Below are 26,618 nucleotides of genomic sequence, written 5' to 3' on the forward strand. Positions count from 1 at the left end.
GACCCGCCATGACGACATCGACGCTCCCGCTCCTCCTCGCCCTGCTGACGGCCGTCGCCGTCGCGGGCGCCCTCCTCGGCATCCGGATGATCCGCGCCGAGGCGAAGCTCCCCAGTGACCTGGCCCTGGCCCTGGAGGTGGGAGCCACCCGCGTCTCCAAGACGGGCTCGGCGGTGGACCGCCTCGGCATGCGCTTCGCCCCGCTCGTCCTGCGCCTCATGGGCCCCCGCCGGGTCGAGGCCAAGCGCCGCCGTATCGACATGGCCGGCAACCCCGGCGGCCTCACCCTCAACCGCTACGCCGCCCGCCGGGCCGTCTACGGCTTCTTCGGCGCCTTCATGGGCCTGGTCTTCCTCACCAGCGACCGCCCCTTGTTCGCCGCCGCCACCTTCGCCTTCGGCTTCTTCGCCGCCGATGTCGCGATCTGGCAGGCCGTGCGTGAACGCAAGGACGTCATCGACCGCACGCTCCCCGACTTCCTGGACGTCCTCGCCGTCGTCGTCTCGGCGGGCCTCGGCTTCCGCCAGGCACTGGACCGGGTGGCGGAGAAGTACGAGGGCCCGTGGGCCGACGAACTCCGCATCACCCTCCGCCAGATGGACATGGGTGTCAGCCGCCGCCAGGCGTTCGACGAACTCCGCAAGCGCAACTCCTCCGAGCAGGTGGCGCAGTTCGTCTCGGCGTTGCAGCAGGGCGAGGAGCTGGGCAGCCCCATCGCGGAGACCCTGATCCAGCTGGCCGCCGACATGCGCCGCACGGACGCCCAGAACGCGCGGCGCAGGGCCGCGAGGACGATCCCCAAGGCCACGCTGGTGACCCTGGTCTTCATGCTGCCGGCGACGATGATCCTCATCGCGACGGGCATGTTCCTCGGCTCGGGCACGAACTTCGGCGAGATCCTGGGCCGCTGATGAGGACACGCGGTCGTCACCTGCCCCCCGGAACCGCCCGGCTGCGGAGCGCCCTGCGCCCGCCCCGGCTGCGTTCCGCGCCGCCCTCGCCGCCCCTCCCGAAGCCCTCGACGACGGCCTCGCCCCCCTCAACCGAGTCGCCGACACCACCCGTACCCCCGGCGTCCCCGGCACCACCGGCATCGTCCGTCCCCACGGCGACCCGGCGGCGGCCGACGGGCGAAGGGCGCGCCCCGGCCCCACCCGGCGGGCCGACCACCGGCTACCTCCAGGACGACGCGGCACCCCCCGCGACCCTCCGCCTCCAGCTGAACGCCCTCCAGGCCCTCTCCCGCCAGACGATCGCGGTCCGCCTCACGATGCTGGCCATCGGCACCCCCTTCGCCATGGCCAACACCTCCGACGGCGCCCCCACCCAAGCCGTACTCGTCGTCGCCGCCCTCGGCATCACGATCTCGTACGCCATGCTCCGGGACTGGGACCGCTTCGCCCCCCGCCTCCTCGCCCACCCCTCCCTGATGGCGCTGGACCTCCTCCTCGGCGCGGTCCTCCTCCTCACGGCCTCCCCTGTCTCGCCCCTCGCCTACGCCACCGTCTGCACCCCGCTCCTCTCCGGCCTGCTCTACGGCTGGCGTGGCGCCGGCCTCTTCACCGGCCTCCAGCTCGCCGTCCTGCTGACCGTCCACCGAGCCTGGGAGCACAGCCCGGGCGCGGGCGCGGGGACCCTGCTCATCGCCGGCTTCTGCGTGGCGGCCGGGATCATCGGCGTGACCCTGCGCAATCTGATGTTCCGCTTCGGTACGGCCACCCAGGCCCTCGCGGAGGCCACGTCCCGTCTCGCCGTTGCGGAGGCCGTCGAGTCGGAACGCGCCCGCCTGGCCCGCGAACTGCACGACTCGGTGACCAAGACGCTGCACGGCCTGGCCCTCGCCGCGGACGCGCTGGCGGCCTCCGCGGACCGCCCCGCGCCCGACCCGGCCGTACTGCGCCGGCAGGCGACCCTGGTGGCCGCGGCGGCCCGCCGAGCGGCCGCCGAGTCCCGGGACCTCCTCACGGACCTACGCCGCCACACGGACCTTACGGAACCGCCCGCGTCCGCGACCCTGACGGCACAGCTGACCGCGACAGCCGAGACCTTCACGTCCCGCACCGCCCTCCCCACCCACCTGACCCGCACGGGCCCGGAACCCCCGCCCCTCCCACCCGAGACGGTCCACCACCTCCTGGCGATCGTCACCGAGGCCCTGGAGAACACCCACCGCCACGCCGACGCGACGAGGGTGGACGTCGCCCTGACGGTCACCCCGGCCGCCCTGCGCCTCACGGTCAAGGACGACGGAGTGGGCCTCCCGCCCGCGGCCGCCCTGTCCGAGGCGCAGGTTTCCGGCCACTTCGGTGTCGTCGGCATGCGGGAACGGGCCGAACAGCTCGGGGCGCGGCTCCTGTTGACCCCGTGCACACGGGGCACGGAAGTAACCGTGACCCTCCCGCTCCCCGGCCCCGCCCCGGAACCCTCCCCACCCCCTCCCTCCCCCCACCAGGAGTCCGCCCATGCATGACCGGGACCAGGCACTCCCCACCGAGCCCCGCCTGCGTGTACTGGTGGCCGACGACAACCCGGTCGTCCGCGCCGGCCTCGCCGCACTCCTCGGCACCCACCCGGACATCGAGGTGGTGGCCCAGGCGACCAACGGCGAGGAGGCGGTACGGGACGCACGGCTGCACCACCCCGACGTCGTCCTCCTCGACGTCCGCATGCCCGGCACGGACGGCCTCACGGCGCTCCCCGAACTGGCCCTGCTGGCACCGGTGATGATGCTGACGTACAGCACGGAACCGGAGGTGGTGGCGGAGGCCGTACGCCGGGGCGCGTCCGGCTACCTGGTCCACGGCGAGTTCACGGCGGCGGAACTGTTGCGGGCGGTACGGCAGTTGCGGGAGGGCCGCCGGACGGTCTCCGCGTCCGTCTCCATGACGGTCGCGGATGTCTCAACTTCCCTCGGCGTTTCCTACAAACCTTCACACGAAAGCCATGACCGCACTTCGCACATGCAACCATATGTGCGACAGTCGTCGCGGGCTCGCGTCACGCGTGCGGTGCGACGGTACGTGTCGCCGCACCGCCGGGTCCCCGACCCGCCCGATCACCCGTCTTTCGGCCTGAGCACAAGGGAGGTGGAGGTGATGGACCTCATCGCGTCCGGCATGAACAACCGTCAGATCGCCGCCGCCTGCTTCATCAGCGAGAAGACGGTCAAGAACCACATCAACCGCATCTTCGCGAAACTGCACGCCGCGACGCGCAGCGAAGCGATCGCCCACTGGCTCGGCACGGCCCCCGGGGGGTGGAGGCGATGACCACGCCCACCCCCCCAAGTTGGGCCCCTGGACCCACCCCCCGTACGGGCTCTTTCACGTACGGTGATCCGATAGACGTCCCGGCCGCGCGAGAGGGCAACAGCCATGAACCTCAAGCACCGCTTCACCACCTGGAAAACCACGGTCAAGTCCCGCATGCGAGGCAAGAACCGCGACGCGGGCGCGGGTTTCGTGGAATACGCCGGCATCATGATCATCGTCGCGGGCATCTTCGTGATGATCGACGGGTTGGGTCTGGACGGGTTGATCTCGGGGGCGATTCTTGCGGCCGTGAGCAACGTCGTCGGAGGCTGAGGGGCTCTCGGCTTCCGTTCGACGACCGAGGGTCCACCCTCCCCATCTACATATGGCTGACGGCGATTCTGCTCTTCGTAGCGTTGGCCTTCTTCGCCTTCGCGCAAGCAGCGTCCGCTCGCAGTGGAGCCCAGTCCGCGGCGGACGCTGCGGCGTTGGCGGCGGCACAGCAGGCGCGTGAAGACCTGTTGCTGGATTTCGGAGATGCCATCGAAGCGGGTGACGACGCCTGGCTGGACTGGCTGGATCTCCTTGACGGACTGCCCGCCGACGGCGCGACGGCTGCCGCACAGGAACTGGCCGCCGCCAACGACTCAACGGTGCTGGGCGGCGCCCAGCCCACTGAGGTGGGCGGATTCCCCGGCTTTCGCGTCGAGGTCCAGACGGACTACACGGTCGGCGACTCGATCATCCCCGGCACCGAAAGCCTGCCCGCCACGGCTCAGGCGACCGCGGTCGTCCAACCTCGTTGTGATGTCGACCTGGACGCGGACCCCGCCAAGCCCGTGACACTGGACTGCGACGGTGAGGCCGTGGATATCGACCCCGACGATTTCGATCCGGACGACCTTCCCGACGCGTCCGTGATGTTCTCTGTGCGTCTGGCCGAGTGAGAGGAAGCTGTGTCCATGAAGTTCCGGTACACCACAAGGGGCCGCGCGGCTCTGACCGCGGTGACGATCGCCACCGGGCTGGTCCTCACGGTGGCCGGCTGCGGCGGGGGAGGGGGCGACGACAGCCCGTCGAAGAAGGAGTCCTCGGCAAAGCCCTCCCAGGACAACAAGGATGAGGACAAGGAGGAATCCGAAGCCCCTGCCACGCAGCCCATCCTCGCCGAGGTCAAGGCCGGTGGCCTGACTCTCAAGGTCACGTCGGCCGCCCGCGACGGCGGCGGTTTTGTCACGGTCGAGGGAACCGTGACGAATGGCACCGGCAAGCCGTGGGTCGGCGCGGAGTGGCGAGGCGACGAAAGCGAACTGGTCAAGAACGGCGGGTCCATCGCGGGTGCCAATCTCGTCGACCCGAACGGGAAGAAGAAGTACCTCGTTCTGCGCGACACCGAAGGGCGCTGCCTGTGCACGAGGTTCACTGGCGGCGTTCAGACCGGCGCGACCACGGACTGGTTCGCCCAATTCCCCGCCCCCCCCGAAGGCACCACCTCCGTAGACTTCCAGGTCGGCTCCATGCCCCCCGCCACCATCGAGCTCTCCGAGGGCGAGTGACCATGGCCGCTCTCACCCCACGGGTCACCACCGCCCTCGCGGTCGTGGTCGCGCTCGCCCTCGTCACCCCGGCGGCCCACGCCGACGACGACCCCAGCGAACCCCCGGGCTCCGTCACCACGTCCCCGCCCCCCGAGGTGGACGCGAACAGCCCGGGGCTGAAGCTGGCCGCCGGGGCTACGCTCGCGCCCGCCAAGGTGCTGGACATCAAGTCCGTCGTGGAGGACCTCGGCGGCGAGGAGCGCCGCGAGGACACGAACGAGAACGTCACGTTCGCCCTCCAGGCGGAGGTCCTCTTCCCGAAGGACAGCGCGAAACTGAACCCCCAGGCCCGCTCCCGCATCGAGGCGATCGCCGCGGAGATCAAGGCACAGAACGCCACCAAGGTCCGCGTGTTCGGCTTCACCGACGACCTCGGCTCGTACGCGCACGGCCTGACGCTCTCCAAGAAACGCGCCGAAGCCGTCCACGACATCCTCGCCGGCGACCTCGACGGCGACGTCACCTTCGAGGTGCGCGGCTACAGCGAGGACTACCCCATCGCCGACAACTCCTCGGAGGAGGGCCGCAAGAAGAACCGCCGAGTGGAGGTCTCCTTCCCGAGGACGGGCGCCACGGGCGAACAGGGCTGACCTCGTCCACGAGCACCAGGGGGCCGCCGGGAGTCCGAGCCGAGGCGGACCGACTCCCGGCCGATGCATGACCGCACCGGCTTGCTGCTGCCCGGCGGGCGGTGGGGCTCAGGCGCGTCGTCACCCGCGTGCGCCCCTTTCCGCGTCATCCTCGTCCCAGGCCCTCGGCCGTCCACCATCGGCCCACGGCCGCTGCGGCCATCGACACCGAGACAAGCGCGGGAGCCCCTACACATGCGAAAGATCGTCCTGATGATGTCCCTGTCCCTCGACGGCTTCATGGAGGGCCCGAACCGCGAACTCGACTGGCAGCTGGTCGACGACGAGCTGCACACCCACTTCAACGACGTGCTCAGGGACATGGGCGCCTTCCTGGACGGCCGCGTCTCCTACGAGCTGATGGCCGACTACTGGCCCGCCGCCGACCGCGACCCGGACGCCCCCCGCCCCATCGCCGACTTCGCGTCGATCTGGCGGAACATGCCGAAGCTCGTGTTCTCCCGGACCCTGCACCACGCCGAGTGGCACACCACGATCGTCCGGGACGTCGTCGTCGAGGACATCATGGCGCTGAAGGCGCAGGACGGCGGCGACCTGGCCCTCGGCGGCGCCACCCTCGCCGCCGAGTTCATGCGGCACGACCTGATCGACGAGTACTGGCTCTACGTCCACCCGGTCATCCTCGGCCGGGGCAGACCGTTGTTCTCCCAGGCTGAGGACCGGCCGAAGGCCGACCTGCGCCTGATCGAGACCCGCACCTTCGGCAACGGAGTCGTCCTGCTCCGCCACGCACGGAGCTAACCGGCGCCCCCGCCGGACGCCGACCCGTCGCCGGACCGCCGTCCCCCACCCGCCCGCACCGCCGCACGGCCGGGCGCCGCCTCCTCGTCCCCGTACGGCTGGTCCTGCGAGTACGCCCGCAGGGACCCCACCACCGTGTTCGTGACGGCGACCAGCGGCACCGCCACCACCGCGCCCCCGATGCCCGCGACCATCCCGCCCGCCGCGACCGCCAGGACGACGGCCAGCGGGTGGACGCGTACGGCGCGGCCGAGGATGAACGGCTGGAGGATGTGCCCCTCGATCTGCTGGACCGCGAGGACCACCACGAGGGTCATGACGGCGGTGAACACGCCCTGCGTCACCAGTGCCACGACCACCGCCAGGGCGCCCGAGACGACCGCGCCGACCAGGGGGATGAAGGCGAACAGGAAGATGAACACGGCGAGCGGGACCGCCATCGGCACATCGAGGAAGTAGATGCCGAGGCCGATGAAGATGGCGTCGATCAGGGCCACTATCACCGTGCCCCGCACATACGCCGTCAGCGTCCGCCAGGCACGCGGCCCGGCCGCCGAGACTCCGGGGCGGGCCGCCGCCGGCACCAGCTTCAGGGACCACTGCCAGATCCGCTTGCCGTCGTAGAGCAGGAACAGCGTGGAGAAGATCGTCAACAGGATGCCGGTGAGCGCCTCGACGATGACGGTCACGCCCTCCAGACCGGCCGAGGTGATCGTGTCCGTGTTGTCGCTGATGGCCTCGCGGAGGTTCTGGGCGATGTCGTTGATCTGGTTCTCGGTGACGTGGAACGGGCTGGCGAGAAGCCAGCGCCGCAACTCGTCGATGCCGTCCTGGACCTGGTCGGAGAGGTCGTCGATGTTCTCCATGACCTGCCAGGTGACGAACCAGCCGATGAGCCCCATGATGACGAAGCCCAGCGCGGCGGTCAGGGCCGTGGCGAGACCGCGCGGTACGCCGTGCCGGGTGAGCCGGGCCACCGTCGGCTGGAGCAGCGCCGTGATGAGCAGGGCGCTGGTGAAGGAGAGCACCAGGAGCTGTACGGAGCTGATGATCCGCATCAGCACCCAGACGGTGCCCGCGAGGACGAGCAGCCGCCAGCCGGCCTCGGCCGCGACCCGCATGCCCCAGGGCACCGCGGTCGCCGGGTCGGGGCGGGGGCGCAGGACGACGGCGGGCGCATCGGCCGGGCCGTGGCCGTGCGAGCCCTCGGACTCCGCCGCGACGCTCTCGGGGTCGTCTCCTCCGGCCGTACGCCCGGAATCCTGCGCGGACCCGGAGCCCTTCGCGGACCCGGAACCCTTCGCGGGCCCAGAACCCTTCGCCGGCCCGTGACCCTCCACCGACCCGGAGCCCCCGGCTGCACCTTCCGCGGGTCTGGAACCCCCCGCAGCCCCGGAAGAGTCCGACGACTCGGACTCGATCTCCGCGCGGCGGCGCTCCAACCGCTCGCCCCAACCGCTCAGGCCGGAGCCGATCCGGCCGAGCCACCCTGGCACCCGCGACATCATGTGTCCTCTTCCCCCGTCGCCCCTGCTGTCCACCGTTCCTCCCGGAGGCCGCGCTTCCTCCCGGGTCTCCGACCGTACACGGCGGAAACCCCCCACCGAAGGACGGTGGAGGGCTTCCGGAGTGCGAGCGGCCGACGAGACCTCACCGACGCGGGGTACGGCGGGTCATCGGCGGTGGCGGGCCTAGTACCAGTTGTTGGCCTGCCAGAAGGACCACGCCTCGCAGGGGCTGCCGTAGCGCGATTCCATGTAGTTGAGGCCCCACTTGATCTGCGTGGCCGGGTTGGTCTGCCAGTCGGAGCCGGCGGACGACATCTTGGAGCCGGGGAGCGCCTGGAAGAGACCGTAGGCACCCGAGGACGGGTTGACGGCCTTGTAGTTCCAGCTGGACTCGTGGTTCACGATGTTGCTGAAGCAGGTCCACTGGTCGCTCGCCACGACCGCCTTCGCCATCGCCTGGATCTCGGCGATGGAGTAGGAGCTCTGCGTCGGGGCGTCACCGAGCGAGCTGGCCGCCTGGGCCTTCGTCTCGGCCTCTTCCTTCGCCTTGCGCTCCTGCTCGGCCTTCTCCGCCTGCTTCTGCTTCGCGATCGCGTCCTCGGCCGCCTTCTTGCGGGCGGTCTCCTCGGCGTCCTTGCGGGCGGTCGCGTCGGCGGCGATGGCCTGGGCGTCGGCCTGTGCAGTCAGGGATGCGGTCTGCACCTGCGCCTGCTGACCAACAGGTATGTCGGCGAGCAACGTGGTGTCGTTCGCGACCGCCTCGGCGTCGTCCGTGGTCTGGGCGGTGCTGCCCGAGGCAACTCCGACGACACTTCCGACTGCGGTGACCGCGGTGGCCGAGGCCACTGCGAATCCCCGGACCGAAATCCGGCTCACACGGTTTCCTTCCAGCATCGCCCGCCTCGGTGACCCTGGCGGACGCAATCGTGCCCCTGGCGCTGGCCTCCCAACTGCGGGGTCACGGAGGCGCGGGCCCGGTGGGCAACTCCCTTGCGGGGAGCGCCGCGTGGTGCTCGGGCGGCATACGACCACGTTATGGAGTTGACCGTGGCACTGCTGTGGTTCCGTACCGCTGGGGGTACGGCTGTGTCGTATGCGGGGCCTGACAGGAGTGAGACTCTGCCGTAACCCGGCACCGCAAGGCAATTCGTAGGTGCGTGTGAAAGCTCACACCTCGTTTGTCCCCAGGGATTCACGGAAACGCCCACACGCCGAGGCGCCGCCCGGCTAGGCTCATCGCCTTTGCCGGACGGCGCCAAGAGGTCCATCGGTGACCGGAGATGACCACAAATGGTCAGATCGCCCGGAACCGGAAGAACCGTTAAATCTGCCCGTCCTCCAGCATTTCGGTCACCAGGGCCGCGATCTGGGAGCGCTCGGACCGTGTCAGCGTGACGTGCGCGAAGAGCGGATGGCCCTTCAGCTTCTCCACCACGGCGACGACGCCGTCGTAGCGGCCCACGCGCAGATTGTCGCGCTGGGCCACGTCATGGGTCAGCACCACCCGCGAATTCGCCCCGATCCGGGACAGAACGGTCAGCAGGACGTTCCGCTCCAGCGACTGTGCCTCGTCCACGATGACGAACGCGTCGTGGAGCGAACGGCCGCGGATGTGCGTGAGCGGAAGGACCTCCAGCATGCCGCGCGCGGTGACCTCCTCGATCACCTCACGCGAGGTGACCGCGGAGAGCGTGTCGAAGACCGCCTGAGCCCAGGGACTCATCTTCTCGGCCTCGCTGCCGGGCAGATAGCCGAGCTCCTGCCCGCCCACCGCGTACAGCGGACGGAAGACCATCACCTTCTGGTGCTGGCGCCGTTCGAGCACGGCCTCCAGGCCCGCGCAGAGCGCGAGCGCGGACTTGCCGGTGCCGGCCCGGCCGCCCATCGACACGATCCCGACGTCCGGGTCGAGCAGCAGATCCAGCGCGATGCGCTGCTCGGCGCTGCGGCCGTGGATGCCGAACGCCTCACGGTCGCCGCGGACGAGCCGGATGTTGCCGTCCGCCGTCACCCGGCCCAGTGCCTTGCCGCGCTCCGACTGGATCGTCAGACCCGTGTGCACGGGCAGGTCGCTGACCTCGGGGACGTAAACCGTCCCCTCCTCGAAGAGGATGTCGACCTGTTCGGCCGGCAGGGTCACCTCGGACATCCCGGTCCAGCCGGAGGCGTCCGTGATGGCGAGTTCCGCGCGGTACTCCTCGGCGAGGAGGCCCACGGAGGACGCCTTGATCCTCAGGGGCAGGTCCTTCGACACGACGGTCACGTCGTAGCCCTCGGCCTGCAGATTGCGGGCGACCGCCAGGATGCGGGAGTCGTTGTCCCCCAGGCGGTAGCCGGTCGGCAGGACGCTGGGGTCCGAGTGGTTGAGCTCGACGCGTACGGTCCCGCCGAGGTCCCCGATCGGAATGGGGGCGTCGAGGCGGCCGCGCCGCACCCGGAACTCGTCGAGCAGGCGCAGGGCCTGCCGGGCGAAGTAGCCGAGTTCGGGATGGTGCCTCTTCGCCTCCAGCTCCGTCACCACGACGATCGGAAGCACGACCTCGTGCTCGTCGAAGCGGCTCAAAGCGTTCGGGTCGGCCAGCAGGACGCTGGTGTCGAGGACGTAGGTGCGCCGGTCTGGCTTGTGGCGCTTTGTGCTGGTCACCACGGAAGGACGTACCCCCTCGGATGAGGTCGGGGAGCGACGGGTTGGAACTGGGCCGGTCGACGGCGCCGTTGCACGGGCCGGTGACCGGCCCTCCGCTGCTTCGTCCGTGCTGTGACCGCACGATCGGGCTGGTGCAAAGGGCCTCCCGGGCGGACGGCCCCGAGCCGTCCGCTGAGATCCGACACCCGTGGTTCGGGTGTCGACCTGACTGGCTTATGCCCTCGAACATGCGCCGCCATGCCACGCCCTACGGGGGCGCCCCGGTGAACACCTCGTTACGTCTGCCGCCGAGCCGGTGGCGGACACCTCATCGCCGGCGCGGCGGAAACGCGGAGTTTCAGCCTCCGTAACGCCGGTGGCGCACGGCGTAGTCGCGCAGGGCGCGCAGGAAGTCGACCTTCCGGAAGGCCGGCCAGAAGACGTCGCAGAAGTAGTACTCGGAGTGCGCGGTCTGCCAGAGCATGAATCCGGACAACCGCTGCTCGCCGCTCGTACGGATCACCAGATCCGGGTCGGGCTGGTCCCCGGTGTAGAGATGGCGGCCGATCATGTCGACGTCGACGCTCTCGGCGAGCTCCTCCATCGAGGTGCCCTTGTCCTGGGCGTCGAGGAGCATGGACCGTACGGCGTCGGCGATCTCCTGGCGGCCGCCGTACCCGATGGCGACGTTGACCAGTATCCCGTCGACGTGCGCGGTGGCCTCCTCGGACTCCTTCAGGGCCGTCTGGAGCTGCCCGGGGAGCTGGTCGAGCGTGCCCACGTGGTGCACCCGCCAGCGGCCGTCGGCGGCGAGGGAGCGCACGACGTCCTCGATGATGCCGAAGAGCGGGACCAGCTCCTCCTGGGGGCGGCCGAAGTTGTCGGTGGAGAACAGCCAGAGGGTGACGACCTTCACGTCCGTCTCGGTGCACCAGCCGAGGAACTCCTCGATCTTGTCGGCCCCGGCCCGGTGTCCCTGCGCGGTGGTGGAACCCGCGGCCTTCGCCCAGCGCCGGTTGCCGTCCATGATGACGCCGATGTGCTTGGGCACCTGGGCGTGGTCGAGGTGCCCCTCGACCCTGCGTGCGTAGACCTTGACCAACAGGCCGCGCAGTGTGTCGCGCAGGTTCACGTGAAAGCCCCTCCGGTGTCGCGGCAGTCCCCTTGGTTGGCAGAGCCTACCGGTGGTGGAGGCCAAGTCCGCCAAGGGGTGTTCGGGGGTGGGGGCCCTCGGAGGACCCGTCGCCCGGGCCGCGGAAAGGTGTCCGTGGGCGGGCAGAAAAAACGGGCCGGTCCGTGGGGGGGAGACGGACCGGCCCGAGGGGGGGTTTCCACCATAACCCTTCGTGAGTGATGCTGCGTGCATCGGCGTGCCACAACTACTCTGCGGAGTCGGACGACAGCGCGAGGGTGAGCGCGGAAGGGTTCGTTCAGGGTGTGATCGAGGGGGGATCATGGCCGGATCGCGACGGATTCCAAGGGGAAAAGGGGGAATCCTGGCGGAACCGTGGGGTTCGCGCATTCTTGTGCGACTCTCGGGGAGAGAGGGTGGAGCGCCCTCGTGTGGGTGAAGTGGCGTCGGAACGCCCGCTTGACGCGGTGGCCGGTTCACGGCACCGCGCAGCCCCCTCCACTGCGCGGTGCCGCCCGCGCAGCTTTGCTCACGCGAATTACCTTGGTCTGAACCTACGCGACGGGGGCCGCCCCGGCCAAGTCGCGGGCGATAACGATGTGGAAACCAGGGGCGAGTGCGGGATGCCGCCGCCCGGGACCGGGCACCGCCCCCTCACCCGAACGGCTCACCCGAGTCCGCCTCGAAGTGCTTTGTCCGCGGCCCCAGTTGGCGAAAGGGAAGAGCGGGGGCGGTGCCTCCGGGGCGCGGGAAGGATCATGCCTCGGTCGGCTTGCGGGCCTCGAAGAGATGGCGGGCGCTGTGGGCGACGAAACACCCCTCGCTCCCGATCCGCTCGTGCAGGGACCGCAGCTGTGGCAGGTACGCGTCGACGGTGAAGCCGGGCACCATCCAGACGACCTTCTTCAGGAAGTGCACGACGGCGGCGATGTCGTAGAACTCCATCCGCAGCCGCTCGGCCCGCAGGTCCACGATCTCCAGCCCCGCCGCCTCGGCGTCGGCGCGCTCGCGGTCCGGGTGCCGGCCCTGGCGGACCTCGTCCGGCAGGGGCCCGGTGAAGTGCTCGACGAGCTCGAAGGCGCTGGCCGGCCCGACATGCTGGGCGTAGTACGTACCGCCGGGCCTGAGGACGCGGGCGATCTCCGTCCAGTGCGCCTGGACCGGGTGCCGGCTGGTGACCAGGTCGAAGGCCCCGTCCGTGAAGGGCAGCGGGGCGTCCTCCGGGCTGGCGACGACCACCACTCCGCGCGGGTGCAGCCGGGCGGTGGCCTTGGCGACGTTCGGCGGCCACCCTTCCGTGGCGACGGCCAGCCGGGGCAACCGGGGAGCGGCGTCCAGCACCTCTCCGCCCCCCGTCTGCACGTCCAGCGCGGCCGACGCCCGCCCCAGCCGCTCGGCCATCCCCCGCGCGTACCCCCACGAGGGCCGCGCCTCGGTGGCCCGCCCCTCGAACCACGAGAAGTCCCACCCCTCGGTGGGCACGGCATCACCTTCGGCGACGAGCTCTTCGAACGTGGGGGAGGGGAGACCGGTCATGGGCAGGGATTCTGCCGAGGGGACTGCCCGGGACGCGAGCGCTTTTCAGTGGGCCCGCGCCCCTGAAGGGGCCGCAGGCCCTTCAGGGGCGCGGGGAACTGCGTGACCAGCCACGACGTACCCGCGGTCGCCGACGCACCCCCCACCCCCCACCCACAGGGCGGCCGGCGTCCTACTCGCAGAGAATCGACTCCGCCTCCAGCGTGACCCCCACCGCCTGGATCACCGACGCGATCTTGAACGCCTCCTGCACGGTCTCCCGGTCGACCCCGGCCTTCCGCAGGACCTGCTCGTGCGAGTCGAGGCACAGCCCGCACCCGTTGATCGCGGACACCGCGAACGACCACAGCTCGAAGTCGACCTTGTCGACCCCGGGGTTCCCGAGGACGTTCATCCGCAGCCCGGCCCGCAGATTGCCGTACTCGTGGTCCGAGAGCAGGTGCCGCGTCCGGTAGAAGACGTTGTTCATCGCCATCACCGCGGCCGCGGACTTCGCCGCCGTGTACGCCTCGGGCGACAGGTTCGCCTTCGCCTCGGGCGCGAGCTCCCGCAGCACCGCGGCCGACCGCGAGGCGATCGCCGTGGCGAGCACGGTGCCCCACAGCTGCTGCGCCGGCAGCTCGGAGTTGCCGATGACGGACCCCAGGTTGAGACGGAGGTCCTTGGCGTAGTCCGGTATGGCGGACTTCAGAGCGTCGAGGGACACGGCAGCCTCACTCCCCGGCCAGCAGCTTGACGGGGTCCAGTGTCTCGTCGCCCTTGGTCCAGTTGCACGGGCAGAGCTCGTCGGTCTGCAGCGCGTCCAGGACCCGCAGGACCTCCTTGGGGTTACGGCCCACCGACCCCGCGGTCACCATGGCGAACTGGATCTCGTTGTTCTGGTCCACGATGAACACCGCGCGCTTGGCGAAGCCCTCCTCGTCCTCGATGCCGAGGTCCCGCATCAGCTCGTGGCGGGAGTCGGCCATCATCGGGAACGGCAGGTCGCGCAGGTCGTCGTGGTCCTTGCGCCAGGCGTGGTGCACGAACTCGGAGTCGCCGGAGAAGCCGAGGACCTGGGCGTCGCGGTCGGCGAACTCGTCGTTCAGCTTGCCGAACGCGGCGATCTCGGTGGGACACACGAAGGTGAAGTCCTTGGGCCACGCGAACACGATCTTCCACTGACCCTCGTAGGTCTTGTGGTTGATCCGCTGGAACTCCTTGCCCTTCTCCAGCGAGACGCAGGCCATCAGATCGAACTCGGGGAACTTGTCACCGACAGTGAGCACAGGCTCTCCTTGCAACGCGAAAACACCCCTTGGACCAGGGGTTTCCGACGGGTTGGACGATCACGATGGTGGCACAGGGTGCATTGATCAATGAAATAGCTACACTCGGTCTGGTTGATCGAATGTAGTTATCAGTGACTGTCGGTGAAAGGCGGGGTCATAGGTGCGGCCTCCCATGAACGGTGCCGTGCGTCGCCGGCCCAGCCTCTCGCAGCTGCGGGCCTTCGCTGCCGTGGCCGAGCATCTCCACTTCCGTGACGCCGCCACCGCGATAGGGATGAGCCAGCCCGCCCTCTCGGGTGCCGTCTCGGCGTTGGAGGAGACGCTGGGCGTGACGCTGGTGGAGCGGACGACCCGCAAGGTGCTGCTGTCGCCCGCCGGGGAGCGGCTGGCCGTACGGGCGCGGGCGGTGCTGGCGGAGGTGGCGGCCCTGATGGAGGAGGCCGAGGCGGTGCGGGCGCCCTTCACCGGGGCGCTGCGCCTGGGGGTCATCCCCACGGTGGCGCCGTATCTGCTGCCGACCGTCCTCAACCTCGTCCACGAGCGGTACCCGGACCTCGACCTCCAGGTCCATGAGGAGCAGACCGCCAACCTGCTGGACGGCCTCACCACCGGCCGTCTCGACCTGCTGCTCCTCGCCGTGCCGCTGGGTGTTCCCGGCGTCACGGAACTGCCCCTGTTCGACGAGGACTTCGTGCTCGTCACCCCGCTCGGCCATGAACTGGGCGGCCAGGACGGCATCCCCCGCGAGGTGCTGCGCGCGCTCAACCTGCTGCTGCTGGACGAGGGGCACTGCCTGCGCGACCAGGCCCTGGACATCTGCCGGGAGGCCGGCCGCGACGACGTCCCGGTCACCACGACCGCGGCCGGCCTCTCCACCCTCGTCCAGCTGGTCGCCGGCGGGCTCGGGGTGACCCTGCTGCCGCGTACGGCCGTCACCGTGGAGACGAGCCGGAACCCCCAGCTGCTGACGGGACGCTTCGCGCATCCGGCGCCGAGCCGTCGCGTCGCCCTGGCCATGCGGACGGGGGCGGCGCGCGGGCCCGAGTACGAGCAACTGGCCGCAGCGCTCAGGGAAGCGCTGCGGCCGTTGCCGGTCCGGGTGCTGTAGCCGGGGCCCGCGACGGGCGGACCATTCGGTGCGGAGGACTACTCGGTGCGGAGCCCCTCCGGCCGCATCATCCTCAGCAGCGGCGGCATGCTCAGGGCCGTGACCAGGACGACGACACCCGCGCCGATGCCGGTCATCGACAGCACGCTCGCCCAGTCGACGACCACGCCGACGTTCGTCATCTTCAGCAGGACGGCGCCCAGGGTCAGGCCGACCGCCAGGGCGAGGACCAGGCCGAAGGTGATCGGGATCGCCGTCTGCCACAGCACGGACAGCCCGAGGGTGCGTCGGCGGGTGCCGAACGCGACCAGCGCGGACAGCAGTTTCCTGCGTTCCCGGAGCTGCTCCAACTGGGAGACGAGGAGGCTCGCGCCGATCAGGACGAGTACGGCGGTCGCGCCGACCAGCAGTCCGGTGCGGATGTCGGTGAACTGCTCCGCCTGCTGGGTCGACTCCCACTCCCAGGTCCGGATGAGCGGATCGATCGCCACGGCCGCGTTGCGCACCTCGTCGAGCGCGTCCGGGACCGCGGGGTCCGTCCGTACGTACACGGTGCTGGTGAAGTCCGACCCGGTCTTCGCGGGCAGGGCGTCCGGGGTCACCAGCAGCCCCGCCGCCCCGGGCCGCAGCGAGTCGGCGCGCACGGGCACCTTCCTCATCCCGGCCGGCAGCTTCCAGGCGATCTCGGCGCCCGGTTCCTCGCCGCTGTAGGACGGCTCGAAGTACACGGTGCGGCCCGCGGTGGCGAGGTTCGTCGCCGTCGGGTCGACCGGGTCGGGCGCCACGAAGACATCGCCGTCGCGGCACGAGGGGATCCTCGCGAGCTCGCGCAGCGCGGCGCAGTCCCCGACGGTCACCCCCAGCCACCGCTCGGGGTCCTTGGCCGTGGCGGCCACCTGCGTCGTGGACAGCGCCGCGGTGGCCGCCGCGCCCTTGGCCCGCCTCAGTTTCTCCCCGACGGCGCTCATCGAACCGTCCTGCGGGAGAGCCAGCTCCAGCCGGGCGCGTGAGGTGTCCTTGCCGGTCGACGCCGTGAACCGGCCCTCGACCCCGGCGAACAGCATCTGCAGGGCGATCGCGCCGGCCACCGCCACCGCGATGCCGTTGACCATGCGGGCCGCCGAACCGCTGCTCAGCTGGAGTCGGCGTACCGCCAGCTGCCAGGAGACCGCGCCGGCACCGAGCCGGGCGACGAACGCCTCGACGGCCCAGGGCAGCAGCGCCGTGATGCCGAACAGCAGCAGCACGACACCGCCGATCACCAGGTACTCGTTGAACTCGCCGTTCTCCGAGCCCTGGCCGAGCATCGGGTAGAGCAGAGCGAGACCGCCGAGCGGCAGCAGCAGCCGCCACCAGAGCCTGCGGCGGGCCGGTTTGGCCGTGCGCACCACACCGAGGGGTTCGATGACGACGCCGCGCAGCGCGAACAGCGTGACGAGGACGGCGGCGGCCGGCACGGCGAGCGCGACCAGCAGCGCCAGACCGGGGGAGGGGTTGAGGTCGCTGGGGAACACACTGATGCCGAACACCTCGACCGAGCCGGCGACCTCCCTGCCGAGCAGGAAGAACCCGGTCCCGAAGAGCAGTCCCAGCACGGACCCGGCGAGCGCCTCGCCCGCCGCGATCCGGCGGGTCATCCGGCTGTCGGAGCCGATCAGCCGGAGCGCCGCGAGCCGACGGTCGCGCCGTTCACCGCCGAACCTCACGGCCGTGGCGATGAAGACGGCGACCGGCATCAGCAGCACGACGAAGACGACCAGGGTGAGCAGCAGCAGGATCGGGTCGACCTCCTCCTCGGGCTGGTCCGTCGACGATCCGAACCGGTCGATGCGGGCCACCACCGAGCCGTCGAGTCGCTCGGCGAGCCCCTTGGCACCGGCGTAGTAGGTCAGGTCGCCCGAGCCGATGAGCCCGGCCTGGCCGATGGTCCCCACCGTCCTGTACGGCAGCCGCTCGCGCAGCAGTTTCCCGGCGTCGGAGCCCAGCAGTTCGGAGAGCGAGGGGGAGACGACCATCTCGCCCGGTGCGGGGAACTCGGCGACCCCCGGAGGCAGCGGCGCGTCGGGGCCCTCGGGTTCGAGGAGCCGGCCTCGGATCTCCAGGTACCGGTACTCGGTGTCCGTGTCGGCGATGAGCAGCGTTCTGTCGGTCGGCTTGGACTCGGCGTTGTTCTCGAGGTAGCCGATCCCCCGGTCCTGCCGGGCCTCCTGGCGGGCGTCCCGCCCGGACAGCACGTTCGGCACGGCCGCGGTGAGCAGCAGCAGCGCCACCCCGAGGCCCACGCCGAACGCGGTGAGCACGGCGCGCACCCAGCCCTCACGGCCCCCGGTGAAGGTGAACCGCACGCCCATCGCGAGGTCCCGGTACCACTGGCCGACGACAGCGCTCATATGACGCGCTCCATGTCCCGCGACTTCCCGTCCCGCACGACGATCTCGCGGTCGGAGTACGCGGCCACCCGCGCCTCGTGCGTGACCAGGACGACGGCCGCGTTGGTGGACCGGGCCGCCTCCGTGAGCAGCTCCATCACCCGCTCGCCGTTGAGGGAGTCGAGGGCGCCGGTTGGTTCGTCCGCGAACAGCACCCGCGGGCCGGTGACCAGGGCCCGGGACACCGCCACCCGCTGGCCCTGACCGCCGGAGACCTCACCGGGGCGCTTGCGGGCGAGGTCGTCGACCTCCAGCCGTGCCATCCAGGACAGGGCGGTCCGCTCGGCCTCCCTGCGGGAGGTGCCGTTCAGCCGCAGCGGCAGCGCCACGTTCTCCACACAGGTCAGTTCGGGCACCAGCTGCCCGAACTGGAAGACGAACCCGAACTCGCTGCGCCGCAGGGCGCTGCGCTGCGCGTCGTTCATGGTGGCCATCTCGCGGCCGTTGTACGTGATCGACCCGGAGTCGGGCGTCACGATCCCGGCGAGACAGTGCAGCAGGGTCGACTTGCCGGAGCCGGAGGGCCCCATCACCGCGACGACCTCTCCGGGGTGGATGGAGAACTCGGCGCCGTCCAGCGCGGTGGTCGGACCGTACGCCTTGCGCAGATCGGTCGCGACGAGCAGGGAGCCGGCGGGCGGCGGGGTCATCGGGTCACCACCTCGGCCAGCTTGCCCAGTCGGGCGGCGGTCAGCTCCAGCCATCGCAGATCGGCCTCCAGATGGAACAGGGCGTGGTCGCAGATCAGCTGGTCGGCGAGATCACCCTTGCGCTTGCGGTCGGTGAGGATGCGCATCATGCGCAGGTGCTCGGAGCGCTGGGTGTCGAGGATGTCCGCCGCGTCCCGGTGGGTGAGCAGGGCGAGCACGACCTTCGTGTAGAGGGTCGACTGGAGGTACGGCTCCGGCTTCTCCGGGGTCGCGAGCCACCGCTGGACATCGGTGACGCCCGCCTCGGTGATCGCGTACCGCTTGCGCTCGGGGCCGCCGCCCGGCTCGATGCCGTCGACCTCGACCAGGCCGTTCTTCAGCAGCCGCGACATCGTCGAGTAGACCTGGCCGTAGTGCAGGGGCCGGTCGTGACCGAACTTCTCGTCGAAGGCCCGCTTCAGGTCGTAACCGTGTCGGGGCCCGGACTCCAGGAGTCCCAGGAGTGTGTGACCGATGGACATGACACGACTGTACACACCGCGTATACACACCACGTATACATGCCGTGTATAGGTCGCGACGGGCGGTGGATCCGTCGCAGGTCACCCGCGAATGTCACGGTTCTGTCACTGCTGCGGTCCGCAACACATGAGGCCACGGGGGCAACCATCGCCCCTGCTGGAACGTCCGTTCCGGTGGGACGAGGTATGCGACCGTCCGCGGCGCGTGCGCATTGTCACGCCGGACGGGGCCGTATCGACTCCTCTTTGCCACAGTCCTCGGTGTTAGCTTGCTGAGCTGGCATTGACCTGAGTGACGTACGAGACCGAGCAGAGGCGGAGCGGACCGGAGCCATGGGACGAGCGGAAGAAAGACGAGCGCGGCAACGCGGCGGTCGCCGCGCGGCGCCCAAGCGCTCGTCCGGCGGTGCGGCGGGGACGACCGCGGTCATAGAGGCGCCCGCGGGCGGCGGACGGGCGGCCGCCCGGGCCGCGGCCAAGGGCGCCAAGGGCGGCGGTAAAAAGAAGAAGACCGGCATACGCCGTCTCTTCACCTGGAAGAAGATCCTCGGCACGTTCTTCGGTCTGTGCCTGCTCGTCATGGGCGCGTTCGTCGTGCTGTACCTGATGATCGACATCCCCAAGGGGAACCCGGACGCGACCAAGGAAAGCAACGTCTACGAGTTCGAGAACGGCGACCTCCTCGCGCGCACGGGCAAGGGCACGACCGCCCGCGAGATCGTCGGACTGGACCAGATTCCGGAGAAGGTCCGGATGACCTTCGTCGCCGCCGAGAACAAGAGCTTCTACACGGACCCCGGTGTCGACTTCAAGGGCATGACCCGAGGCGTGATCAACACGCTGTCCGGCAAGGGCAAGCAGGGCGGCTCGACGATCACCCAGCAGTACGTCAAGAACTTCTACCTGACCCCGGACCAGACGGTGACCCGCAAGCTCCAGGAGCTGGTCATCTCCCTGAAGCTGGAACGCGAGAAGTCCAAGGACTACATCCTCGCGGGCTACATCAACACCAGCTACTACGGTCGCGGCGCCTCCGGTATCCAGGCGGCGGCCCAGGCGTACTACCACGAGGACGCCAACAAGCTCAGCGTCGCCCAGGGCGCGTACCTCGCCGCCCTCCTCCAGGCCCCCAGCCAGTACGACCTGGCCGTCGCCACCCCCACCGGCCGGAAGCTGGTCATGGCGCGCTGGAACTACGTCCTGGACAACATGGTCGAGATGAAGCAGCTGGACGCCTCCGAGCGCAAGGCGATGAGGTTCCCGAAGCTGAAGCCGCCGCAGGCCACCCCCGACATGGCCGGGCAGACCGGCTATCTGGTGGAGGCCGCCAACAGCGAGCTGGCCCGCCAGCTCGTCGCCAGCGGCCGCGCGTCCGACCGTGAGCAGGCCATGGCGCTCATCGACAAGGGCGGCTGGACCATCAAGCTCAACATCGACCCGAAGAAGCAGGCGGCGCTGGAGAAGGCCGTCAAGCAGCGCCTCACCAGCAAGCTCGACCCCAAGAAACGCAAGGTCGACGCGCACATCCAGGCAGGCGCCGTCTCGGTCGACCCGAAGTCCGGCAAGGTCCTCGCCATGTACGGCGGCATCGACTACGTGAAGCACTACCAGAACAACGCCACGCGCCGGGACTACCAGCCCGCCTCCACCTTCAAGCCGGTGATCCTCGCCGCGGCCGTGGACGAGGGCGCCGAGACCCAGGACGGCGACCCGATCGCCGCGAACACGATCTACGACGGCGACAGCCGGCACCAGGTCGTCGACAACGGCACCAAGGTCGGCTTCGCCCCGCCCAACGAGGACAACGTCAACTACGGCGACGTCACCGTGCAGACCGCCATGAACAAGTCCATCAACTCCGTCTTCGCCCAGATGGGCGTCGACGTCGGGATGGAGAAGGTCATGGAGGTCGCCGGGAAACTGGGCATGGACACCGAGGGCATGCAGGCGGTGCCCGCCCAGACCCTCGGCTCCATGGGCGCGAGCCCGCTGGAGATGGCCGGCATCTACGCCACCCTCGACAACCACGGCAGGAAGGTCACCCCGACCATCCTCGCCTCGGCCACGCACCGCAACGGCGCCGTCACGATCGCCGACCCGATCGGCGAGCGGGTCATCACCCGCGAGGCGGCCGACACCGTCACCTCGGTCCTCACCGGCGTGGTGGACGACGGTACGGCCAAGATCTCCGTCCGGGACAACCCCGCCCGGGGCGGCCAGCAGGTCGCCGGCAAGACGGGTACCTCGGACGAGAACCGCTCCGCCTGGTTCACCGGCTACACCCCGAACCTGGTGACGTCCGTCGGCCTCTTCGGCGAGGACATGAGCAAGAACGGCAAGCACGTCCCGATGTACGGGGCGGCCGGTGTCGAACGCGTCAACGGCGGTGGCTTCCCGGCCCAGATCTGGGCCACGTACACCTTCGGTGTGATGGGCCAGAAGACCAAGTTCGATCTGGAGACCACCCAGGGCGCCGCGGTCGCGCCCACGGAGTCCCCGAGCCCGACCCCGACCCCGTCGAAGTCCCCGGAGGCCAGCCCGTCGAAGTCCCCGGAGGCGAGCCCGTCGAAGTCCCCGGAGGCGAGTCCCTCGAAGTCCCCGGAGACGACCCCGGAGGAGACCCCCGAGACGACCCCGGAGGAGACCCCCACCGACGGCGAGATCGACCTGCCCCCGGACCCGAACGACCCCCAAGCAGGCGGCTAGCCGCGAAGGCACACGAAAGAGGGGGCGCCCGGTTTTTACCGGGCGCCCCCTCTGTCGTCAGGGGCGCGGGGAACTGCGCGATCAACCACACGAAACCCGCAGCCCGCAGCCGGCCCCGAGCCATGACCGGCCCGACCCAGCGGAGCGTTCACGCCTGGTTCAGCTCGAACCAGACCACCTTCCCCGCGCTCAACCGCGTCGCCCCCCACCGCTTCGCCAACCGGTTGACGAGATAGAGCCCGCGCCCGCCCTCGTCGGTCGCCCGGGCCTGCCGCAACCGCGGCAGCTGGGGCACGTCGTCGGTCACCTCGCACCGCAGCACATCGGTCCGCAGCAGCCGCAGCGTCACCGGCCGCGTCGCGTACCGCACCGCGTTCGTCACGACCTCACTGATCAGCAACTCGACCGAGTCGGTCAGCTCCTCCAGCCCCCAGCGGGACAGGGCATGACGGGCGAGACGGCGGGCCCGGCCCGGAGCCATCTCCTCCGGTTCCAGGAACCAGTAGGCGACGTCACTGGGAGCGATGCCGTCGAACCGTGCGGCGAGCAGCGCGATGTCGTCGTCCCGGTCACCCGGACCGAGCATGTCGAGCACCTCGTCGCACAGGGCCTCCAGCGGCGGCGGATGGTCCGGCCCGGTCAACTGGGCGGTCGCGGCGAGCTTCTCGCGGAGCTGCTCTATCCCCGTCCACACGTCCCGGAGCCGGGACTCCACCAGCCCGTCGGTGTACAGCAGCAGTGTGCCCCCGGCCGGCGCGTCCAGCTCCACCGCCTCGAAGTCCACCCCGCCCACGCCGATCGGCGCGCCCGGCGGCACCCGCAGCACCTCGGCGCGCCCGCCCAGATGCAGCAGGACCGGCGGCGGATGCCCGGCGTTGGCGATCGTGATGCGGTGCGAGACCGGGTCGTACACGGCGTAGAGGCAGGTCGCCATCCGGTCCGTGCCCAGCCGCTGCGCCTGCTCGTCGAGGTGGTGCAGCACCTCCTGCGGAGGCAGGTCGAGACCCGCCAGCGTCTGCGCGGTCGTCCGCAGCTGGCCCATGATCGCCGCGGATGTCATCGAGTGGCCCATGACATCGCCCACGACCAGCGCGACCCGGCTCCCCGGCAGGGGAATCGCGTCGTACCAGTCGCCGCCGACCCGGGCCGTCTCCGCCGCCGGCAGATACCGGTGGGCGAGCCGGACACCGGTGCACTTCGGCAGTGCCTCAGGAAGCATCGTGCGCTGCAACTCGTCGGCGATGTACGCCTCACGCCCGTACAGCACCGCCTTGTCGATGCCGAGGGCGCTGTGCGTGGCGAGCTGGGCGGCGACCAGCAGATCGTCCTGCTCGAACGCCATCCGCTCCGGGCGGCGCAGGAACACGGCCGCGCCGATCACCCGACGCCGGCCGCGCAGCGGCGCGAGGATCGCCCGCTGCCCCGTCGGCACCGTCAGCTGGGCGTCCGGGCCGAGCAGTTCCGGCAGCGCGTCGTGCGCGGCGGGCGCGTCCGCGAAGACCGGCCGCACCCCGCGCAGCACCTCGGCGAGCGCCCCTCCGGGCCGCACCTCGCACTGCTCGGCGGTGACGACCGCCAGATCGACGGGCTCGGGCTGGAGCGCGGGCATGAAGCCGCCCTCGGTGTCCCGCTCCTCGGGGATCCGGTCGGTACGGCGCAGCCGCAGCACCATGGGCCCGGTGGGCCGTTCGTCGCCGACGGGCAGCGGCTCGCGCAGATAGACGAGGATCGCGTCGGAGAACGTCGGCACGGTCGCCCGGCACAGACCCATGACGATCTCGTCCAGGTCGATACCGCGGGCGATCCGCCGCGTCGCGGCGCCGACGAACCGCAGCCGGTCGCCGTCCCGCCGCATCGGCATGGGGGCGCCCGGCGGGACACCCTGCCCGCTGCGCCGCTCCAGGCCGCCGACCGCGCCGGCGGACCGCTCCGTCTCGCCGCCGGGCTGCGCCGGAATGGTCTCCGGGGCCGGGCGCGGGCGGTGCGGGTCGGGCTCGGTGGCCGCGGGCTGGGAGTGCTCGGAGAGCGCCGGCTGGGCGTGCTCCGAAGGGGCCTCGTCGCTCGTCGGGCACGGGGTCGCCGTGTCCGGCTCGGCGGCGTCGCCCTTGCGGGCCTGCGCGTCACCCATGCGCGCCTGAGCGGGTAAGGCCGCGGCGGGCGCCGCGCGCAGCGGCTCCTGGGTACGCAGGACCGCCCCGCGGGCATCCGCGGGGCCGGCGCCGCTCTGAGGGCGCTCGTGGGAGGTGGGGTGCTCCGTCACGCGTGTCGAATCCATCCGTCCGGGACTGCGCGAGCTACGCGCAGTTCGTCCCGCAGCAAACCCGATACTTCGTCCCGCAGAAAGGCCGATACCCGGTTCATGTGCCCCAGGAACGGATTTCCCGCGTGGTCAGAGGCAGTTCCTGTGCCGCACACGGTACCGGCGGACCCGCGGAACGACAGTACTGACCGTCCGTCTGGCCTTCTCCGGATTCTGCCGGTGTGGCCCTCGTACCCCTTGATCACGTCCTGCCGCCCCTCGGTGACGTATGGTCAAGCACTGCGCGAACTGCGGGAGTTGCCCCGGTGAATCCTCGCGGAGGACGATCCTACGGTTGTGGACCGGGGGCGCATCAAGGGTCTCATGAGGACAAGTGCGCAGGCGTACGGTCCCAGTCGTCAGGGAGAGACGGTACTCCCCATGCGGGATTCGGGCGCCAGTGCTGCCAACCGTCCGAGAACGGCGGGCCCCAGGAGCGGATCGTCTCGACCGCCGACCGACCCGCCTCCCGCACCCGTTCCGCCGCGTGACCGTCCATCAGTCCGTCCTGCTGGGCCTGCGCGAACTCGTCCTCGTCGCGCCAGTCCCAGGACCGGTCCGGATACACACAGATGTCCAGGAAGTGGTCCACGGAGTCCACACCGCCGTCCCAACGGGCCAGTGGCGTCTCCAGGTTGACGTACCAGTTCTTGAAAAGCCAACCCGGCTCCCAGAACAGCCACACCGACCACGGCTCGCCCGGCCGGGCCAGCTTCAGCACGCCCGTGCCGAACCACCGGTCGCGCTGGACCTCGCGGGGCTTCTTGTAGCGGGTGGCGAGCGGCTCCGCGTGCAGGGGGGTTCCGTCGGCGAGGACGGGCTTGACGCACTCGGTGCCGGGTGCCATCCACACGGCCAGCAGTTCCTCGTCGTCACGGACCACGGTGACGGGGCGCGCGATGTGGAAGCGCTCGCCCGCGTTCTCCCGGTAGCGCCACAGGATGTGGTCCCCCGGCTCCCAGAACGCCGTCGGGTTGCCCGCTTCCACTCGTCTCACCGCTCCACCATCCGCCATGGACAGATATTAGGTGTCATGCGCATATGACGCCGCGGTACCGGTGATGGTTCACGCCTGCGCGGGAATCGGTTACCCGGGTGTCATCCGGGACGGCCGCCGCGCGCCACCCGGTCACGGCCGTGTCATCCTCAGGACATCGAGCGCCTCGTCGAGTTGCTCCAGCGTCAGATCGCCGCGGTCCACGTAGCCGCTCTCCAGGACGACCTCGCGGATCGTCTTCCGCTCGGCCAGCGACCTCTTGGCGACCTTCGCCGCCTCCTCGTACCCGATGTACTTGTTGAGCGGGGTGACCACCGACGGTGACGACTCGGCGTACTCCCGGGCGCGCTCGCGATGGGCGACGATCCCGTCCACCGTCCGGTCGGCGAGCAGTCGGGAGACGTTCGCCAGCAACCGGATCGACTCCAGCACGTTCTTCGCGATGACCGGAAGCATGACGTTCAGTTCGAAGTTGCCGGAGGCGCCCGCGACGGCGACCGTCGTGTCGTTCCCCGTGACCTGGGCGGCGACCATGAGGACGGCCTCCGGGATCACCGGGTTGACCTTGCCGGGCATGATCGAGGAGCCTGGCTGGAGGTCCGGCAGGGAGATCTCCGCGAGCCCGGTGCGCGGCCCGGACGCCATCCACCGCAGATCGTTGGCGATCTTGGTGAGGGACACGGCGATCGTACGGAGCTGTCCGGAGGTCTCGACGACGCCGTCCCGCGCGCCCTGCGCCTCGAAGTGGTCCCGCGCCTCGGTCAGCGGCAGCCCGGTGACCGCCGCGATTTCGGCGATCACGGCGGCGGAGAACCCGGGCGGGGTGTTGATGCCGGTCCCCACGGCCGTACCGCCGAGGGGCAGTTCGGCGAGGCGGGGCAGCGACGCCCGCAACCGCTCCACGCCGTGACGGACCTGGGCCGCGTATCCGCCGAACTCCTGGCCGAGTGTGACCGGGGTGGCGTCCATCAGATGTGTACGGCCGGACTTCACGACGTCCGCGAACTCCTCCGCCTTGCGGGAGAGCGCCGCCGCGAGGTGGTCGAGCGCCGGGATCAGATCGTGGGTGACGGCGGCGGTGGCGGCGATGTGGAGGGAGGAGGGGAACACGTCGTTGGACGACTGGGAGGCGTTGACGTGGTCGTTGGGGTGGACGGGCCGGCCCAGGCGCTCGGTCGCCAGGGTGGCGATGACCTCGTTGGTGTTCATGTTCGACGAGGTGCCGGAGCCGGTCTGGAACACGTCCACCGGGAAGTGCTCGTCCCAACGGCCCTCCGCGACCTCCGCCGCCGCGTCCTGGACGGCCTGCGCGATGTCCTTGTCGAGCACTCCCAGCTCGGCGTTGACCTTCGCCGCGGCGCCCTTGATCCGTGCCAGCGCCTCGATGTGGGCGCGCTCGATGCGCTGCCCCGAGATCGGGAAGTTCTCCACCGCCCGCTGTGTCTGCGCACGCCACTTGGCGTCCGCGGGGACCCGGACCTCGCCCATGGAGTCGTGTTCGACGCGGTAGTCACTCATGACCGGTACAGCGTCCGGGCCCGTCACGATGTTCCCGGCTTCCCTCGGACGAGTGACGGGGAATTACGCGGGCCCTC

At 70.5% G+C, this 26,618-nt stretch carries 23 protein-coding genes; 10 read left to right on the plus strand and 13 right to left on the minus strand.

The features are described 5' to 3' along the window. Positions 1-8: 8 nt before the first annotated feature. The 8 genes from ACZ4Z2_RS10505 to ACZ4Z2_RS10540 all read left to right on the plus strand — a co-directional run bounded on the left by ACZ4Z2_RS10505 (position 9) and on the right by ACZ4Z2_RS10540 (position 6,240). Entirely contained in the window at positions 9-911 is a 903-nt protein-coding gene (locus ACZ4Z2_RS10505) for a DUF5936 domain-containing protein (RefSeq protein ID WP_468074375.1), read from the plus strand. Next, positions 911-2,470 (plus strand): sensor histidine kinase, encoded by a 1,560-nt coding sequence (locus ACZ4Z2_RS10510; protein ID WP_468074377.1) that lies wholly within the window; start codon positions 911-913, stop codon positions 2,468-2,470. Before ACZ4Z2_RS10505 ends, ACZ4Z2_RS10510 begins: the two co-directional genes overlap by 1 nt. Further along, positions 2,463-3,269 carry a response regulator gene (locus tag ACZ4Z2_RS10515; RefSeq protein WP_468074379.1) on the plus strand — a complete coding sequence of 269 codons (807 nt, stop codon included), beginning with the start codon at positions 2,463-2,465 and terminating at the stop codon, positions 3,267-3,269. The genes ACZ4Z2_RS10510 and ACZ4Z2_RS10515 overlap by 8 nt, the downstream gene beginning before the upstream one ends. Positions 3,270-3,374: 105 nt before the next feature. Beyond that, the gene (locus ACZ4Z2_RS10520) at positions 3,375-3,584 is read left to right on the plus strand and encodes a hypothetical protein (protein ID WP_468074381.1); all 210 of its coding nucleotides are present in this window, start codon (positions 3,375-3,377) and stop codon (positions 3,582-3,584) included. 68 nt (positions 3,585-3,652) lie between these two features. After that, complete coding sequence (locus tag ACZ4Z2_RS10525; protein ID WP_468074691.1) at positions 3,653-4,198, plus strand: pilus assembly protein TadG-related protein; 546 nt, start codon at positions 3,653-3,655, stop codon at positions 4,196-4,198. Between the two features lie 15 nt (positions 4,199-4,213). Beyond that, positions 4,214-4,807, plus strand: coding sequence for a hypothetical protein (locus ACZ4Z2_RS10530; protein ID WP_468074383.1), 594 nt, complete (start codon positions 4,214-4,216; stop codon positions 4,805-4,807). A gap of 2 nt (positions 4,808-4,809) precedes the next feature. Next, positions 4,810-5,439 (plus strand): OmpA family protein, encoded by a 630-nt coding sequence (locus tag ACZ4Z2_RS10535; RefSeq protein ID WP_468074385.1) that lies wholly within the window; start codon positions 4,810-4,812, stop codon positions 5,437-5,439. A 234-nt stretch (positions 5,440-5,673) separates the two neighbouring features. After that, entirely contained in the window at positions 5,674-6,240 is a 567-nt protein-coding gene (locus tag ACZ4Z2_RS10540; RefSeq protein WP_468074387.1) for a dihydrofolate reductase family protein, read from the plus strand. On the opposite strand, the gene ACZ4Z2_RS10545 is transcribed toward ACZ4Z2_RS10540, so the two are convergent. The 7 genes from ACZ4Z2_RS10545 to ACZ4Z2_RS10575 form a co-directional block, all read right to left on the minus strand. Further along, a complete protein-coding gene (locus ACZ4Z2_RS10545; protein ID WP_468074693.1) occupies positions 6,237-7,745 on the minus strand; it encodes an AI-2E family transporter in 1,509 nt (502 codons plus the stop codon). The genes ACZ4Z2_RS10540 and ACZ4Z2_RS10545 overlap by 4 nt on opposite strands. Positions 7,746-7,931: 186 nt before the next feature. After that, positions 7,932-8,642, minus strand: coding sequence for a cell envelope integrity TolA family protein (locus ACZ4Z2_RS10550; RefSeq protein ID WP_468074389.1), 711 nt, complete (start codon positions 8,640-8,642; stop codon positions 7,932-7,934). A 427-nt stretch (positions 8,643-9,069) separates the two neighbouring features. Further along, positions 9,070-10,395 (minus strand): PhoH family protein, encoded by a 1,326-nt coding sequence (locus ACZ4Z2_RS10555; protein WP_468074391.1) that lies wholly within the window; start codon positions 10,393-10,395, stop codon positions 9,070-9,072. 337 nt (positions 10,396-10,732) lie between these two features. Further along, positions 10,733-11,506, minus strand: a complete 774-nt coding sequence (locus ACZ4Z2_RS10560) for an isoprenyl transferase (RefSeq protein ID WP_099967277.1) — start codon at positions 11,504-11,506, stop codon at positions 10,733-10,735. A gap of 756 nt (positions 11,507-12,262) precedes the next feature. Further along, positions 12,263-13,042, minus strand: a complete 780-nt coding sequence (locus tag ACZ4Z2_RS10565) for a class I SAM-dependent methyltransferase (RefSeq protein WP_468074393.1) — start codon at positions 13,040-13,042, stop codon at positions 12,263-12,265. 172 nt (positions 13,043-13,214) lie between these two features. Beyond that, the gene (locus ACZ4Z2_RS10570; RefSeq protein ID WP_468074395.1) at positions 13,215-13,748 is read right to left on the minus strand and encodes an alkyl hydroperoxide reductase; all 534 of its coding nucleotides are present in this window, start codon (positions 13,746-13,748) and stop codon (positions 13,215-13,217) included. A gap of 7 nt (positions 13,749-13,755) precedes the next feature. Then, positions 13,756-14,310, minus strand: a complete 555-nt coding sequence (locus tag ACZ4Z2_RS10575; protein ID WP_468074397.1) for a peroxiredoxin — start codon at positions 14,308-14,310, stop codon at positions 13,756-13,758. Between the two features lie 175 nt (positions 14,311-14,485). On the opposite strand from ACZ4Z2_RS10575, the gene ACZ4Z2_RS10580 reads away from it, so the two are divergent. Beyond that, complete coding sequence (locus ACZ4Z2_RS10580) at positions 14,486-15,421, plus strand: LysR substrate-binding domain-containing protein (protein ID WP_468074399.1); 936 nt, start codon at positions 14,486-14,488, stop codon at positions 15,419-15,421. A gap of 38 nt (positions 15,422-15,459) precedes the next feature. Here the strand turns inward: ACZ4Z2_RS10580 and ACZ4Z2_RS10585 are convergent, their stop codons facing one another. The 3 genes from ACZ4Z2_RS10585 to ACZ4Z2_RS10595 are packed head-to-tail and all read right to left on the minus strand — an operon-like array spanning position 15,460 to position 19,021. Then, entirely contained in the window at positions 15,460-17,811 is a 2,352-nt protein-coding gene (locus ACZ4Z2_RS10585) for an ABC transporter permease (RefSeq protein WP_468074401.1), read from the minus strand. Further along, the gene (locus ACZ4Z2_RS10590) at positions 17,808-18,500 is read right to left on the minus strand and encodes an ABC transporter ATP-binding protein (RefSeq protein WP_468074403.1); all 693 of its coding nucleotides are present in this window, start codon (positions 18,498-18,500) and stop codon (positions 17,808-17,810) included. The genes ACZ4Z2_RS10585 and ACZ4Z2_RS10590 overlap by 4 nt, the downstream gene beginning before the upstream one ends. Further along, positions 18,497-19,021, minus strand: coding sequence for a PadR family transcriptional regulator (locus tag ACZ4Z2_RS10595; RefSeq protein WP_468074405.1), 525 nt, complete (start codon positions 19,019-19,021; stop codon positions 18,497-18,499). Before ACZ4Z2_RS10595 ends, ACZ4Z2_RS10590 begins: the two co-directional genes overlap by 4 nt. Before the next feature lie 333 nt (positions 19,022-19,354). Here ACZ4Z2_RS10595 and ACZ4Z2_RS10600 point away from each other — a divergent pair, with 333 nt between their 5' ends. Continuing rightward, complete coding sequence (locus ACZ4Z2_RS10600; protein WP_468074407.1) at positions 19,355-21,727, plus strand: transglycosylase domain-containing protein; 2,373 nt, start codon at positions 19,355-19,357, stop codon at positions 21,725-21,727. A gap of 148 nt (positions 21,728-21,875) precedes the next feature. On the opposite strand, the gene ACZ4Z2_RS10605 is transcribed toward ACZ4Z2_RS10600, so the two are convergent. The 3 genes from ACZ4Z2_RS10605 to ACZ4Z2_RS10615 all read right to left on the minus strand — a co-directional run bounded on the left by ACZ4Z2_RS10605 (position 21,876) and on the right by ACZ4Z2_RS10615 (position 26,541). Next, positions 21,876-24,002 carry a SpoIIE family protein phosphatase gene (locus tag ACZ4Z2_RS10605; protein ID WP_468074409.1) on the minus strand — a complete coding sequence of 709 codons (2,127 nt, stop codon included), beginning with the start codon at positions 24,000-24,002 and terminating at the stop codon, positions 21,876-21,878. A gap of 346 nt (positions 24,003-24,348) precedes the next feature. Further along, complete coding sequence (fomD, locus tag ACZ4Z2_RS10610; protein WP_468074411.1) at positions 24,349-25,041, minus strand: cytidylyl-2-hydroxypropylphosphonate hydrolase; 693 nt, start codon at positions 25,039-25,041, stop codon at positions 24,349-24,351. 114 nt (positions 25,042-25,155) lie between these two features. Continuing rightward, positions 25,156-26,541 carry a class II fumarate hydratase gene (locus ACZ4Z2_RS10615; RefSeq protein ID WP_468074413.1) on the minus strand — a complete coding sequence of 462 codons (1,386 nt, stop codon included), beginning with the start codon at positions 26,539-26,541 and terminating at the stop codon, positions 25,156-25,158. Positions 26,542-26,618 lie beyond the last annotated feature (77 nt).

The organism is Streptomyces sp. NPDC030183 (genome assembly GCF_055573455.1).

Bases quoted from the DNA above. Each gene is read 5' to 3' on its own strand.
- ACZ4Z2_RS10505 (WP_468074375.1), top strand. From the start codon at position 9: ATGACGACATCGACGCTCCCGCTCCTCCTCGCCCTGCTGACGGCCGTC.
- ACZ4Z2_RS10510 (WP_468074377.1), top strand. From the start codon at position 911: ATGAGGACACGCGGTCGTCACCTGCCCCCCGGAACCGCCCGGCTGCGG.
- ACZ4Z2_RS10515 (WP_468074379.1), top strand. From the start codon at position 2,463: ATGCATGACCGGGACCAGGCACTCCCCACCGAGCCCCGCCTGCGTGTA.
- ACZ4Z2_RS10520 (WP_468074381.1), top strand. From the start codon at position 3,375: ATGAACCTCAAGCACCGCTTCACCACCTGGAAAACCACGGTCAAGTCC.
- ACZ4Z2_RS10530 (WP_468074383.1), top strand. From the start codon at position 4,214: ATGAAGTTCCGGTACACCACAAGGGGCCGCGCGGCTCTGACCGCGGTG.
- ACZ4Z2_RS10535 (WP_468074385.1), top strand. From the start codon at position 4,810: ATGGCCGCTCTCACCCCACGGGTCACCACCGCCCTCGCGGTCGTGGTC.
- ACZ4Z2_RS10540 (WP_468074387.1), top strand. From the start codon at position 5,674: ATGCGAAAGATCGTCCTGATGATGTCCCTGTCCCTCGACGGCTTCATG.
- ACZ4Z2_RS10545 (WP_468074693.1), bottom strand. From the start codon at position 7,745: ATGTCGCGGGTGCCAGGGTGGCTCGGCCGGATCGGCTCCGGCCTGAGC.
- ACZ4Z2_RS10550 (WP_468074389.1), bottom strand. From the start codon at position 8,642: ATGCTGGAAGGAAACCGTGTGAGCCGGATTTCGGTCCGGGGATTCGCA.
- ACZ4Z2_RS10565 (WP_468074393.1), bottom strand. From the start codon at position 13,042: ATGACCGGTCTCCCCTCCCCCACGTTCGAAGAGCTCGTCGCCGAAGGT.
- ACZ4Z2_RS10580 (WP_468074399.1), top strand. From the start codon at position 14,486: ATGAACGGTGCCGTGCGTCGCCGGCCCAGCCTCTCGCAGCTGCGGGCC.
- ACZ4Z2_RS10585 (WP_468074401.1), bottom strand. From the start codon at position 17,811: ATGAGCGCTGTCGTCGGCCAGTGGTACCGGGACCTCGCGATGGGCGTG.
- ACZ4Z2_RS10590 (WP_468074403.1), bottom strand. From the start codon at position 18,500: ATGACCCCGCCGCCCGCCGGCTCCCTGCTCGTCGCGACCGATCTGCGC.
- ACZ4Z2_RS10595 (WP_468074405.1), bottom strand. From the start codon at position 19,021: ATGTCCATCGGTCACACACTCCTGGGACTCCTGGAGTCCGGGCCCCGA.
- ACZ4Z2_RS10600 (WP_468074407.1), top strand. From the start codon at position 19,355: ATGGGACGAGCGGAAGAAAGACGAGCGCGGCAACGCGGCGGTCGCCGC.
- ACZ4Z2_RS10605 (WP_468074409.1), bottom strand. From the start codon at position 24,002: ATGGATTCGACACGCGTGACGGAGCACCCCACCTCCCACGAGCGCCCT.
- fomD (WP_468074411.1), bottom strand. From the start codon at position 25,041: ATGGCGGATGGTGGAGCGGTGAGACGAGTGGAAGCGGGCAACCCGACG.
- ACZ4Z2_RS10615 (WP_468074413.1), bottom strand. From the start codon at position 26,541: ATGAGTGACTACCGCGTCGAACACGACTCCATGGGCGAGGTCCGGGTC.